The 12,641-nt window shown below is 45.4% G+C and carries 16 protein-coding genes and 1 pseudogene; 7 read left to right on the forward strand and 10 right to left on the reverse strand.

Annotated elements, in window-relative coordinates:
* Window positions 1–2 precede the first annotated feature (2 nt).
* Window positions 3–893: pseudogene (locus tag RID21_RS09125) on the reverse strand (YifB family Mg chelatase-like AAA ATPase); the annotation flags it as partial.
* A 442-nt stretch (window positions 894–1,335) separates the two neighbouring features.
* On the opposite strand from RID21_RS09125, the gene RID21_RS09130 reads away from it, so the two are divergent.
* Both RID21_RS09130 and RID21_RS09135 read left to right on the forward strand, forming a co-directional pair.
* Entirely contained in the window at window positions 1,336–1,632 is a 297-nt protein-coding gene (locus RID21_RS09130; protein ID WP_350188327.1) for a hypothetical protein, read from the forward strand.
* 162 nt (window positions 1,633–1,794) lie between these two features.
* Window positions 1,795–2,028 carry a hypothetical protein gene (locus tag RID21_RS09135; protein ID WP_350188328.1) on the forward strand — a complete coding sequence of 78 codons (234 nt, stop codon included), beginning with the start codon at window positions 1,795–1,797 and terminating at the stop codon, window positions 2,026–2,028.
* Between the two features lie 27 nt (window positions 2,029–2,055).
* On the opposite strand, the gene RID21_RS09140 is transcribed toward RID21_RS09135, so the two are convergent.
* Window positions 2,056–2,403, reverse strand: a complete 348-nt coding sequence (locus RID21_RS09140) for a hypothetical protein (RefSeq protein WP_350188329.1) — start codon at window positions 2,401–2,403, stop codon at window positions 2,056–2,058.
* A gap of 154 nt (window positions 2,404–2,557) precedes the next feature.
* A complete protein-coding gene (locus tag RID21_RS09145; protein ID WP_350188330.1) occupies window positions 2,558–3,280 on the reverse strand; it encodes a hypothetical protein in 723 nt (240 codons plus the stop codon).
* A 601-nt stretch (window positions 3,281–3,881) separates the two neighbouring features.
* Here RID21_RS09145 and RID21_RS09150 point away from each other — a divergent pair.
* Genes RID21_RS09150 through RID21_RS09165 form a run of 4 tightly spaced genes read left to right on the forward strand, consistent with a single transcriptional unit; the run spans window position 3,882 to window position 7,589 of the window.
* The gene (locus tag RID21_RS09150; RefSeq protein WP_350188331.1) at window positions 3,882–4,808 is read left to right on the forward strand and encodes a hypothetical protein; all 927 of its coding nucleotides are present in this window, start codon (window positions 3,882–3,884) and stop codon (window positions 4,806–4,808) included.
* Entirely contained in the window at window positions 4,805–5,350 is a 546-nt protein-coding gene (locus tag RID21_RS09155) for a hypothetical protein (RefSeq protein ID WP_350188332.1), read from the forward strand. Before RID21_RS09150 ends, RID21_RS09155 begins: the two co-directional genes overlap by 4 nt.
* Window positions 5,351–5,371: 21 nt before the next feature.
* Window positions 5,372–6,448 carry a TolB-like translocation protein gene (locus RID21_RS09160; protein WP_350188333.1) on the forward strand — a complete coding sequence of 359 codons (1,077 nt, stop codon included), beginning with the start codon at window positions 5,372–5,374 and terminating at the stop codon, window positions 6,446–6,448.
* Window positions 6,449–6,506: 58 nt separating this feature from the next.
* Window positions 6,507–7,589 (forward strand): copper-binding protein, encoded by a 1,083-nt coding sequence (locus tag RID21_RS09165; RefSeq protein ID WP_350188334.1) that lies wholly within the window; start codon window positions 6,507–6,509, stop codon window positions 7,587–7,589.
* A 127-nt stretch (window positions 7,590–7,716) separates the two neighbouring features.
* Here RID21_RS09165 and RID21_RS09170 read toward each other — a convergent pair whose 3' ends face one another.
* From RID21_RS09170 to RID21_RS09180, 3 genes are read right to left on the reverse strand one after another with little or no spacing between them, the layout of a single operon-like run.
* Window positions 7,717–8,049, reverse strand: coding sequence for a YnfA family protein (locus tag RID21_RS09170; protein WP_350188335.1), 333 nt, complete (start codon window positions 8,047–8,049; stop codon window positions 7,717–7,719).
* The gene (locus tag RID21_RS09175) at window positions 8,009–8,476 is read right to left on the reverse strand and encodes an oxidoreductase dimerization domain-containing protein (protein WP_350188336.1); all 468 of its coding nucleotides are present in this window, start codon (window positions 8,474–8,476) and stop codon (window positions 8,009–8,011) included. The genes RID21_RS09170 and RID21_RS09175 overlap by 41 nt, the downstream gene beginning before the upstream one ends.
* A gap of 22 nt (window positions 8,477–8,498) precedes the next feature.
* Window positions 8,499–9,863, reverse strand: a complete 1,365-nt coding sequence (locus RID21_RS09180) for a mercuric transporter MerT family protein (protein WP_350188337.1) — start codon at window positions 9,861–9,863, stop codon at window positions 8,499–8,501.
* A 171-nt stretch (window positions 9,864–10,034) separates the two neighbouring features.
* On the opposite strand from RID21_RS09180, the gene RID21_RS09185 reads away from it, so the two are divergent.
* A complete protein-coding gene (locus tag RID21_RS09185) occupies window positions 10,035–10,448 on the forward strand; it encodes a MerR family transcriptional regulator (protein WP_350188338.1) in 414 nt (137 codons plus the stop codon).
* 60 nt (window positions 10,449–10,508) lie between these two features.
* On the opposite strand, the gene RID21_RS09190 is transcribed toward RID21_RS09185, so the two are convergent.
* From RID21_RS09190 to RID21_RS09205, 4 genes are all read right to left on the reverse strand, one after another.
* Window positions 10,509–10,679 (reverse strand): hypothetical protein, encoded by a 171-nt coding sequence (locus RID21_RS09190; protein ID WP_350188339.1) that lies wholly within the window; start codon window positions 10,677–10,679, stop codon window positions 10,509–10,511.
* A 77-nt stretch (window positions 10,680–10,756) separates the two neighbouring features.
* Window positions 10,757–10,906, reverse strand: coding sequence for a hypothetical protein (locus RID21_RS09195; RefSeq protein WP_197997039.1), 150 nt, complete (start codon window positions 10,904–10,906; stop codon window positions 10,757–10,759).
* 131 nt (window positions 10,907–11,037) lie between these two features.
* Window positions 11,038–11,448, reverse strand: a complete 411-nt coding sequence (locus tag RID21_RS09200) for a MerR family transcriptional regulator (RefSeq protein WP_350188340.1) — start codon at window positions 11,446–11,448, stop codon at window positions 11,038–11,040.
* A gap of 584 nt (window positions 11,449–12,032) precedes the next feature.
* Window positions 12,033–12,608: a recombinase family protein gene (locus tag RID21_RS09205; RefSeq protein ID WP_350188341.1), complete on the reverse strand. Its 576-nt coding sequence runs from the start codon at window positions 12,606–12,608 to the stop codon at window positions 12,033–12,035.
* Between the last annotated feature and the right edge of the window lie 33 nt (window positions 12,609–12,641).

Consider the following 12,641-nt stretch of genomic DNA (forward strand, 5'->3'; position numbering starts at 1 on the left):
TTTCACGACCAGAACTGACGATCCAGAGTGCGGTAGTTGATAGCTTCGCTGACATGAGCTGCAGTAATCTGATCGCTCTGGTCGAGATCTGCAATCGTGCGACTGATGCGTAAAATTTTATCGTGTGCCCGGGCAGACAGGCCCATCTCCTCCATCGCAGTTTTCAACAGGCCCTCAGCATCCGAGGCCAGCTGGCTAAATTTCCTCAACTGGCGGGGTGTCATTCGACCGTTATGCGACGTCTTTTCATTTGCGAAGCGGCGCGCCTGAATCTCACGGGCCGCCGACACCTGCTCACGCATGGTCTGACTGTTGGTGCCTGAAGTCTGGTTGGACAGTTCACGAAAGGGGACCGGGGGAACTTCGATGTGAATATCGATTCGATCCAGCAGCGGTCCACTGATTTTCGAAAGATAGCGTTCGATCTGCATCGGATTGCAGGAACATTTTCGTCTCGGATCAGACAGGTAGCCGCAGGGGCAGGGATTCATCGCGGAGATCAGCATCACGTTTGCAGGAAACGTAACGCTGCCGATCGCACGGGAGATGGTGACTTCCCCACCCTCTAAAGGCTGTCGTAATACTTCCAGTGTGCGGCGATTGAATTCGGGCAGCTCGTCCAGAAACAGCAGACCGTTATGCGCCAGACTGATTTCACCCGGTGCGGGAGTGGAACCCCCTCCCACCAGGCCGGCTTCACTGATGGTGTGGTGGGGCGTACGGAACTGGCGCAACATCACCAGCGACTGGTCTCGCGAGAGACGCCCCATCGCACTGTAGATCCGCGTCGTTTCCAGACTCTCTTCCTGGGACAGACGCGGCAGGATTGTGCTGATCCGCGAAGCGAGCAGTGTCTTGCCGGTCCCGGGCGAACCGATCATCAACAGATGATGTAAATAAACCCTGCAATGGAATTGTTTGATTTTTCAATTAAAAACAAACGTATTTCATAGGGTTTTATCTATACAGAGTCATTAGGTGGAAAAATATTTTCATCTGTTACACTACCTACAACCTCGTTCTATCCACAAGTGCAAACCCTCTCAAAAACCCCCAATTCCTCTCTACACAAATCTCAAAAAGTCCGGTTTTGGGATCTCTTTAATCCAGACAGAATGAGCAGCTTCAAATGCCCCCCCTTCATCAGGAGTCGCTCTCAGCGGCAAATCTTGGGGAGCAACATTTGGGACAATTTCGGAACACAAAGGGAAATTATAAAACCTGTGCAGCATTGAGTTGTTCAGGTTTTTCCATTTGGGGCATGGTCTACTGCCGCTATAATGCGGTTCACCTGTTCTATGCCTCAATGAAGATTAGATATCTGAAAGATGAACAATGAAAAAAGAACTGCAAGAGGTCTTTAATTTAGCTGAATCGACTTGGCTTAACCCCAACTTAAAAAGTGTTGAAGACGAAACGCTACGTGCAAGCATTACATGTCTATCGTTTAGCGTTATGGCATTGTGTCAAGAGGTAGAGAGTTTGAGGTATCAGCTTAGTGAAGATGATCAGGAAGAAACGGGAGAACATAAACAGAACGAAAGTTTTCAGAGGGTAAGGTTTGAGGCTGCCAGAAACAAGATGAGAGAAGATGGTGCTTTTCAAATAGGCACTCAGCCTGAACCCCAGTGAAAAAAAGCTCAATTGCAAAAAGCTCTCAGACAGATTGAGGGCTTTTTATTCTCCAACTCATTCCCGTGTTGACACGGTTTGGGTCAGCCTTACCCTCTCTGGGAATTCAGGCAGAAACAGTCTCTGCCTACTTATTATTTCCTGATTTAGGGGGCAAAACACATGCAAAGAAAAAAGTTAGATTACAGGGATACGATTGATATCAAGTATCGGATTCACAAATTCCTGATTGAGTTATTCAGACCAGTGAACTTTGCAAAAGTTGAGATATCAAAAATCAATATCCTGAGTCAAAGCAGTAAATCAGTCAGATATAACTATGTCTGCACTTTTGATGAGGTTGAATTCGCTTCTGATGATGTTGATATTGATTTGATTGACTTAGAACAATATTGAACCAATCAGCAGGAACGCTAGAAAAATCTAGCGTTCCTGTGTTTCTAAGTATTCAATAAATTCTTTCATGGTCGTTCTGGGATGCAAGCCAGATGATGTAACGTCAAAAGCTATATGAGTTACATCATGACTGCCCTCAATTCTTGATTGTTCCATGAGTCGAAGTTGCCCGATCAAAGATTCTTGGTCAGGAATCGTATGCACTTTAACTTCGATTGATTCTAAGTTGTGATACTTTTGCTTATAGAACTTTTCAACCAAATCTTTGTCAGTCAATAAATTAAAGCATCGATCTCCATTGCACGTTGTTATGCAATATCCGGTCTTTCCTAATGGAAAGTAACAAGGGTAAGTAATCATAAATTCATCACTCATTTTTCATTCTCCTAAAGATAGAAGCACCTAACCATATCAGAATGAAAAAGATTCTATGTGTATGCACGAGTACGGCAAGTACTATCTAGGCACTTGATTGTTTTTCTAGTGCCCCTTCTCTTACCAGATCGATAATCTCTCTTTTTGTGAATCATCAGATATTTTGCTTATCATATTCACGAGCATTTCCATAAGTGAAATGCTGAATCTGATTATCATCGATGTGAAGAATAATTTCATTGTTCCACATCACATTGTCATTAGTCTCAAATGACATGTCAATTTTTTGTTTTGATGGTTCATTTTCAGGATACCATACATCAATCTCAACAACTTCATTTTTATCTATAAAACCAAGCTCCTGAAGGTTCATTTTAATGCCAAGTGGAATTTCATCTCTGAGCTGAATGAATTTTGCGTCACTGATTTCGTTCCCAACATTTTCTATAACAAGAATTACTTTGATAAAACCTTCTTTTGTCTCCCCTGATTCTCTTCCACTGTCCATCTGCAAAAATTTAGGTAGGACATCGTTTCGATATCTGCGTTCTTCTCTTCTTGCGGCAGCTTTGATGAATTCTTGGTTGATGTTGTTTTGTTGATGTTGTCGTTTCAAATCTACGCGTTGTTCCCAAAGTGTAAATGCGACTGCAACAAAGGCTAAGCCAGAAAAAATGCTGTTTAATGCACCATACATATCACCAAATTGACCTCTTGCTGCCATGCTGCAATAAGAGCTAGATAAAAAGAAATAGTTACCTATTGCAAATCCTATCACTCCAAAAAGTCCAAGCCAAAATATACATATTGGAGGTGAATTAATTTCTGTGTTGTTGGGATTATCTTCGTTTAATGATTCATCTTTCTTTTCTGACATACTAGATTGCTCCTGAATATGGATCTGGATTTTTATTCAGTATGCCAAGTTCAAAACAGAAAACAATCTAATGAGTCATTTTCGTTACGGCCCTTCACTTACAAAATGGTAAGAGTAAGGCTGCTTTAATATTGATATGGCAAAGCTTCTTTCATACCAAACCACTATTTACTCCAGACCGGGATGTTAATCCGGGACATAATTTTCAACTCATTGGAGTGGATTGTAGTATCACACGACTGTACTATATGTGCAGTAGCTTCGTCTCAGTCGAAGCCCAACTTACAAAGTTTAAAGGAGAATTTTAGCGGCCTTTTGAGGCCATATTTTGACAATTTGAAATGACGTTAAGTCAACATTCTGTTTCCAGATAAATCGCCAACCTGAGCTTAATCGCTCTTGAACTAACGAGACAGAGATTGGCCGGCGTCCCCTTTATGGGGGCGTTCGGACGCATGATCTCTGTTCGTTAGTGCCCTTTGGCGAGGGTATCTGGAGCGGATGCATTGTGTGCTTCGTTCGCTCCCACCTTTTTGTCGCCACTGACACCCAGAAGTTGCTGAGCGTAACTAACCGCACTGCAATTTAAAAAGGGCTAACGATGGCGACAAATAATCCCACCTACCAAGAACTCGCACGCATCCGAGCAGCCAGCGAAAACAATCTCGCTTTTCAAACGATCCAGACTGGCGTTCTGACAAGTCTGAACGGAGTCATGGGCTCTATTCACTCCGAAATGGCAGAAGTTCGTCAACTCCATGCTGAGGGATTGGCCGCCCAACAGGAACTCTTGCAACGCGAAGCCCTTCAAGATCGCATTGAAGAGTTTCTCTACCAAGCCGAGAAACTCGTCGAAAAGTGTTTCTGCCGGGACACGGACATCCCCTACTCTTCCCGATATTTTCTACTCCAAGGTCTGATTCACTCAATCCATAATGATGGGATCTCCACAGCGATCATCAAAGGTCGTGAAAACAAAAAAGCCTTTGATAATGTCGTTGCCAAGATCAATAAGATGCTCTCCAAGTTGAGCGAAATTGCAGAAGTGAAAGAGGCAATTGAATGGGCGGAGAAGGAGAATCGACGTGCTCTTGCTGAGAGAAAGCGTGCGAATAAGGAGCGTCAAAGACAACAGGAGTTGCTGAAAAAGTACAATGCCAAAGTTGTCGAACTCAAGAAGGAACAGAAACCTCCCTTGAATTTCGGGATCTGGTATTCCAATCGGCTCAGGAATTTCAGGGAGATTCCAGTTCTTGGGTTCTTATTCGTCTTTCCTCCGACCAGCCTAATGCTACAGGTCATAGCTTGGGCGATGTATGGTTTTTTCTGGATTCCAATCGCGTATGCATTATCTGCTGCATACGACAAAAAACAGATCGAGAAATACAACAAAGCAATCGACGAGAAAATCGAAAGGCTAAATGAAACTGCCCGGAAGCATGGACTAGATCCAGATGGAATAATTCTCGATTTTGATGATTCTGAACCGCCTCTTGGAATTGCGTATGATGGTGAGGTGCACTCATGAGCGGACAGCCTCGCACTTCTAAATTGATGATTCTCGGTCGCATCGGAGCACTGGGAGCGTCTCTTGGGACGACGTTTTTCTACCTGCTTACTGCTTTAGGATTAAGCGTTGCTATTTCTCCAATCTGGACTGGAGCGGTTTTTGGCATCGGTGTATTCGTCTTCGTGATGTGGGCAATCATCCGTTTTATAGGATGGTTGCTCGCTGGTGATGATCCAGCCTACCAGCAATACATTGCTGAGGGCGGTGATCCATATTTCGATGGGCTGCCGCCTCCCTTCAATAATGATTCATGGACTCAACGTATTGGTGGCCTAAGAGAACCTGTCACAGATTTTGTCCCGCCTGACCATTGGCAGTATCAATGCCAGAGATGTGGTGCTCGCGTCGAACACGAAATCGATGTGTGCTGGAACTGCGGGAATGGAAATGACACCCAACAGTGTCACGGATGTGGCTTGTTGGTGAGAGAGCCTTCATTCGGAGCTTTTGAAACCACAGGTGTGATTTGTCCCCAGTGCAATTCTTTAATTAGAGCATAACCCCTTTCAAAGGAGACAATAATGTTTCGATTTCACTTATCAGTTTTTGCGTTCTTGATGATGTTCTTCGCAGCCACTTCAATTCAAGCTGCGGAGAAAACCATCGACGGCAAGATCAAATCTGTCGATGCGACTAAACGCACAATATCGGTGATCGACAAAGATAAAACACTGGATCTCGAACTCAGTAAAAACACAAAGATTACAGCGAAGGACAAACCATTAAATGTAAGTTCATTGCAGTCAGGACAGTCCATCAGACTGAAATATCATGATGGGTTGGGGATTGTCCTTGAAATCGATGTATTGTCACCAATCCCAAAGAAACCAGAACTGGTTTTGTTGAGCGAACTGGACACAAATGGAGAGGAAAGCAACCCTTGGGTATCCAGCGATGGCATGACAATTTTTTATACGGTAAAAGAACTATCCCAACAAACAAGATGGATTTGGACTGCCAAAAGAAAAGATGCGGAGTCTCTGTTCGAGAATCCAAAGCGACTGATTCCGGCGATGGACTTTACAGTTTCCGATGATGGACTTGAAATGATTCTGTTTCTGAATAGAGGGCTTTATCAGACAACCAGAGATACAGTCGAGGACAACTTCAAGCGTCCATCGAGAATCGCTTCTGCTGTTATCAATAATGGATTCTTGGCAGGGCCTTGTCTTTCCTCAGATGGCCTCACTTTGTACTGCGACAGTATGCGAAAAGGGGTAGGACCGCAGATTCAGGTCATGTCACGAAAAACCAAATCTTCAAACTGGAATAAACCTGAGCCTCTGCAATTAACTCCCATCGGCAAAATGAAATATCCATACATCTCACGCGATGGAAAGTACCTGTTCTGCACCGGCAAAGATATTTCTCAAGGATCAAATATCATCATACATTCTGGGAAAGATGATGATGGTGGGTTTCATAGTGCTAGTGTGTTGAACATTGATGGAATTACGCTGCGTGGGATATTTCCTCGATATGTCGAGGCAACAAAGGAATTGTTTTTTGCTGGTGAGCCAGAAAATGGAAATGGTGAATTGAAGTTGATGGTGTTGAAGAATTTCGATCCTGAGAAAGTGATTCCCGGTTTGAAGTGATGACCACTGCTAGTGAATTCACTGATTCAAATATTACTCATAATTAAAGGTAAAAAGAATGTACCGCATTATGACCATAACATGCTTTGCCATGATCTTGTTTCTGGCAACAAGTATTGCTCAAGCAGAAGTTGTTTCGATTGAAGCAACCGTTAAATCAGTTGATCCTCAAAACAACAAAATCACAGTCGAACGAAAAGGGAAAACCACAGAGTTTGATGTCAGTAAGAACTCAGACCTCTCTAAACTCAAAGCCGGTCAGAAAGTCACACTGAGTTACCATCTTGATCTGGAAACCGTGTTGAAAATCGAATCACCGGAAGTTAAATCGGATTCTAAATCTCCTGAACTCATCGTTCTCCAAGAACTCGATGCAGAAGGTTTTGAGGGTAACCCAGTTCTCACGAAAGATGGTCTCACGATATTCTGGAACATCAAAGGTCCATCAGATTCCTTGAAATGGGTCTGGACAGCGACTCGGAAAGATCAGAATTCTTTATTTGAGAACAAAAAGAAGTTGATTCCAGCAGCAGATTTTACAGTTACATCTGATGGTCTTGAAATCATCATGTTGCAAAACAATGGTTCTCTGGCCAGTGCTACCAGAGATGATCTCGAAAGTAATTTCAGCAGACCGAAAACAATAACTGAGCTAAATAAGAAGTATGGTTTCATTGCAGCTCCGACTATTTCTCCTGACGCCCTGACTTTGTATTACGGACGCATAGTGAAAGGTAAAGGAATTCAGTTTCATTATTCCACTCGCTCGACTAAGAGCGGTAAATGGAGTTCCCCCAGACCACTGCAGTTGCCTCCAAGTGGCTATAAAATGCGTTTCATGACTCTATCTTCTGACGATAAATATCTGTTTTGTAATGCCATGGATGCAGAAGAAGGGAAACCAAATCTGCTGATTTATTCGAGGGGAACTCCACAGGATCGGTTTGAATATCTTGGAGTTGTGGACTCTGAGGAATTGAAGGTGAATGCGTCCAAGGGTGGTGCATTTGCCCGATACCTGCCGGACTCAAATGAGCTGTTCTATGCTGGCACGATTGATGATAGTGGCGACCGAAAATTGTTGTTGATCAAGAATTATCGCCGGAGACGATGGTCGAAAGAGTTGGGGAATAGTATTTGAGAGCCTACTGCTCCCGCTCGTCAATTCGTCTAGGCGATTATTCTTCAATGTATCCTTGGAAAATATCTAAACGCCAGACCGATCGGTTCTAGTGGGGAGTATGGTCTGCCTCAATATTTTCACCGCCTTACTGTATTATTGGTCGAGGTCCAAACAAGATAAGTGACGCTCCTCCCAAACAGATGATGGCACCTATAACATCCCAACGATCTGGAGTTTGCGATTCTATCACCCACAACCAGATTAGTGAAGAAGCAACATAGACCCCTCCATATGCAGCATAGGATCGACCAGCAAAGTCTGACTCTGCTCTTGAAAGTAATAAAGCAAAAACGATCAGTGAAATTGTTCCCAGAACTGTCCATAACACAGAACGGCTCATTCTCAGCCATGCCCAAAACGCAAAACAGCCTGCGATCTCAAAAAATGCCGTGACCAAAAACAGAATTATCGTCTTCATATCGATCGTTCTCTAATGATTTGAATGCTTTCTCGAAGTTTACGAAACTATTTCGCACAGCAGGAGAGTTTGGTGGGATCTTTGAACTTCGAGATGCAACGATCTTGAGAGCCTCGGCCATCGTGGGATACAGATGAAGTAGGTCGATAAAGTGGTAGATCGTCGCACGAAACTGCAACGCCGCCGTCGCTTCGAGATTGACTTCTCCTGCATCGACGGCAACCATCGACACTCCTAGCACTTCATGCGTATTGGCGTCGGCCACCATTTTGGTGATGCCTTTTGTGTCTCGAATGGCTCCGGCACGAGGTACATGCGACATAAAGATCGTATTGTACCAGCACTGATGGCCTGCGACAATCGCTTCTTCTTCCGTCATGCCGAACAACAGTGACTTGTGAATCGGTGAAGATACAGCGGGAATCATCCGATAATCATCAGACCGTAAGTCATCGGAGAGTGAGTATCTGGCAGCGATCCCATTCTTCGCAGGCCATACCTTCGATATTCAATACTGTTTGAAGCAGTGGCTCGTTCAGGTAATTGCTTGACTGTTCGTCGTCACCATCGATGGATGGTGGTGGTGCCGTAATGGTGTGATCGCTTGCTTCGGATGTCTCTTCCGTGCTGAGAAGTTTCCCGCTGTATCCAGCCTTCTTCAAGGCTGCCAGAATTTCTTTCTTGGGGATTGGGCTGCCCGGTTCCACACCGATAGCAGCTTGTCTTTTTTCATAGCTGATTTCTACGGCCACCACACCGGGTACCTGACGGATCGCTTGAGCAACCGTCGTAGCACAGCCCTCGCAGGCCATGCCTTCGATCTGAAAGACTGCTCGATGCATATTCTCGGTCACGGCGGAATTATTGCCGGTGCCGAATAATAAGCCGACGTAGCTGGGGAAGAACAGGAAGGCGACCGCCAACACCGTCACGCCCCACAGCATCACCTTGTTCAAGGACATCATGTTGAAACGACGTTTGTCTGTCGGGGTACAGCAGTCCTCTGCCTCCGTAGTTTCCGTGGGACAGCAGCCGTGTCCCGTTCCCGCAGCAAACTTCTTGGAACGGTAGGTAAAATAGAATGCCGAGCCAAGAAATCCAATCGTTACAACTATGAACAGCGGGCGATATGTTTCCAGTGTGGCTGCAATTCTGGCCCCAGATACGCCCACTGCCAGCAGAAGTAGTGGGAGCCAGCAACATGCCGATGCCATGATCGCCGAGAAGACCGTGCCGATCTGGGCGAACTTCTCGACACGTCCGGTCGATGGTTTCACTATTGATGTAGGCGTCATGTTTGAGCCATTCATTTCTAATTCCTTCTGAGCGATCCGAATACCTTTGGACACGCTTCCCAGACAACAGTAACCACTGGGGTTGGAAGTTTCGCAGTGGCAGCCGGGTTCTTTCATTTTGGCCCGGATGTCTTCCAGAGCATCAGAATGTTCCTTCGTACGCAGTTCTTCCTTGATACTGGCGACCGAATGGCCGAAACAATAACACAGGGGCCGTTCGCCGCTGGTTTCCTTCACACCGACAGGAACATTGAGTTGTGACTTCGTAAAACTGATGTCGCCTGTTTCGGAGAAGTAAACCACATCGCAATCGGATGAATCGCAATACCGCCAGCCGGTGTCCTCAGTGAGGGACGTGCATCCACTGTGGGAATCGCAGCACGAACGATCGTTACTGACGATCTTGGTAGCGAACGGATCCTTGAGCAACGCTCGCAAAGTCACCGGTGATACCCGCTTCGCTTTCTTATTGCAGGACGGGCAATGAAGTCGTTTATCCGTCGTTGTTTCTGCGGTCATCGAATCACCTTTCCGTAGAAGTCATGATGCAAGAACTCTTGTCGAATCTTCGTTCTACGCCTATTATCGACGTTGTACCTAAGTGCAAGGTCAAGCTGATTTGAGGATAATATTTTAAGTTTCGTCTTTGGGGACGCAAATACTCACAAGCAGATAGTTTTCGGAGCAGCAATGGCAAGACAGTTCACGATCAGCCAAGTGGCGAAATCCGCTAAACTTCCCACGACAACCGTGCGTTACTACGAGCGGGTCGGACTGGTCGAGCCCGACGACCGCAGTGCTGGCAATTACCGGCTGTACAGCGAAGAGTCATTACGGAAACTGAAATTCATCCGGGCGGCTCAAGCCGTCGGATTCACACTCGATGACATCAAGGCTTTGCTTGACAGGCCCGACGATCAGAATTCAGCCTGTAAGGACGTGCAGCGTCTGATTGAAAAGCGTCTTTCCGACATCAAACAGAAATTGAAGGATTTGCGACACGTTCAGCGTGTGCTGCAAACAAGTCTCAACCAATGTCGAGAGTTTCAATCAGTCGAGTGTTGTCACGTTCTCAAAACATTAGAAGCAGCAGCGAAGAAGTAGAAAACGCCCGTCGAAGAACTAACTTCTTTGACGGGCGTGTGCTCAGCTAAGTTTATTGGCTTACTTGAGCGGACAACACTTGGAACAGGGAAGTTCCTCACCCGTGACCGGGCAAACGAAACTGCCTTCAATGCTTGATGTGTCTGGGTTAGTCTGTACGCCGGCGTAAACCCAGCCTCCCACAGCCAGCGGTAACGCCAGCATAGTTGCCCAAATCCAGTTCTTACGCATGATAATCTCCTTTACTTGAGTACGTTCAGTCATTTAACAGGCGACATACCTGCTCACAGACTGAACAAGATAGTTTTTCATCCCTCGACTCGGACCATCTCCTTACCGCAGCAACAGTGAGGATTTTCATTGCCGCCGCAATCAGGAGCAGCCCCCTGAGTCACTTTGATTTCGCAACCGCACTTCGAGTCGGGACAGCGGTACTTTTCACCTTTCTTGAGTGGCATGATTGTCTCCTTTCCAGAAGGATACTGCCGGTGTTGAGGCAGGCGACACACCTGACTCACACACGAGTCGGAATCTGTTCTAGGCTTCCATCACAGGCTGATACCCGTGGTCAAAAGAATGGAAGTATCCGTTATTTTCTTTGCTTGGAATCAAGAGCATCAAGAATCGAACATTCACTGATTGAACCTCGACCACTGCATTCGCTGGTCAATTTCTTCAATGCCCTCTTAATTCGTTTGAGTGTGCGAATCTTTTCGTCGATGTCTGTGATCTTTGCTTCGGTTCGGCTTTTTATGTCGGCACAACTTGTTGTTACATCAAGCCGCAGAGACATCAGTTCTTTAATTTCAGTGAGCGTGAAACCGAGTTCTTTGGCCCGCCTGATAAACTGCAAACGGGCAATTGTTTGGTCATCGAATTGGCGATAACCGGAAGACGACCGGTCAGGCTTAGGGATTAATCCTTCCCGTTCATAAAACCGCACAGTTTCGACGCCGACACCAGAACGTTCCGCAACCTGACCAATCGTGAGTGATTTCATGTTGAATCTTCCTTTCATTGCCCCATCATACACCTTGCACCATACTACAGGGTCAAGTCTTGTTATTTGAAATTCAGGAAGAACCCCATTTTTTATAGTTCCTACCGAAGCGAGAGCGTAGAACGTTACTCACTGGGATCGATACCAACGATCTCATTTCCAGTAATGATTACAGATGCTTCAAGCAAATGGTAAAGAGACGTTATCTGGAAAACGGGAGTCATTGATCAGCCAGAAAACTCTTAGGATTGATGAAATTTTCCTGTCGCCGGTATTTATAAGACGCCGCTTGTTTAATAGTTTTCAAGATTATTTCCCCAGAATCAGCCTGCCAGAAAATCCAATTTTTGTTACCAACTTTCCATAGACGATTCTTTGTCCCATGAAGGTCATATAAAACCCATAGGGGGTTTAGTCCATTATAAGCCCCCTCCGGGGGTAACTTTATTACATAAACTACCCCACAATTCGCTTAAACATTTTTTGCAACACAAGTGCCTCTGCTAAAACTCAATCGCTAAATGATCATCAATGAATCTACTGATATTATACGAGGTGTCTGATTTGTTTTAGATTCTTGATCTTTATGCTTTCAGATAACGAAGAACAGTTCGCTTACTCGTTCCCAATGCTGTGGCAATCTCTTCAATCTTTAGGCCACGAGATCTGAGTTCCTGTGCTCGCTCCGGTTTTGCTTTATACGTCCCTTTCTTTCTTCCAGTGTAGACTCCTTTCTTCTTAGCCACTTCGATGCCCGCCTGCTGTCGCTCCTGACGGTATTCCAGCTCGATTTCGGCAAGCCCGAGCATCACGGCAGCGATCATCCTTCCAACCGCCCCATTCAGTTCGATCATCTGGGTAATCACAACCACTTTGATTCCTCGTTCACACCAGTCAGCCAGCAAAGTCACACCATCTTTCAAGCGGCGTGACAGGCGGTCCAGCTTCCAACACACAACTGTTTTGATCTTGCCATTAAAGATATCTGCCTGTAACCGCTCGAACTCAGGACGCTTCAAGGTCTTTCCACTCTCGTGATCGATGTACCACTCGATCTGTTTCTCATCATAACCATTGGCAGCAATCCATTTCTTGATCTCCGCCTCTTGGCTGTCTGTCTTTTGTTTGCTGGTACTACAGCGACAATAGCAGGCGATCATGAGAAATATCCTTGAGATAGATTAATGACAAAT

This window comes from Gimesia sp. (assembly GCF_040219335.1).
Taxonomy (GTDB): domain Bacteria; phylum Planctomycetota; class Planctomycetia; order Planctomycetales; family Planctomycetaceae; genus Gimesia.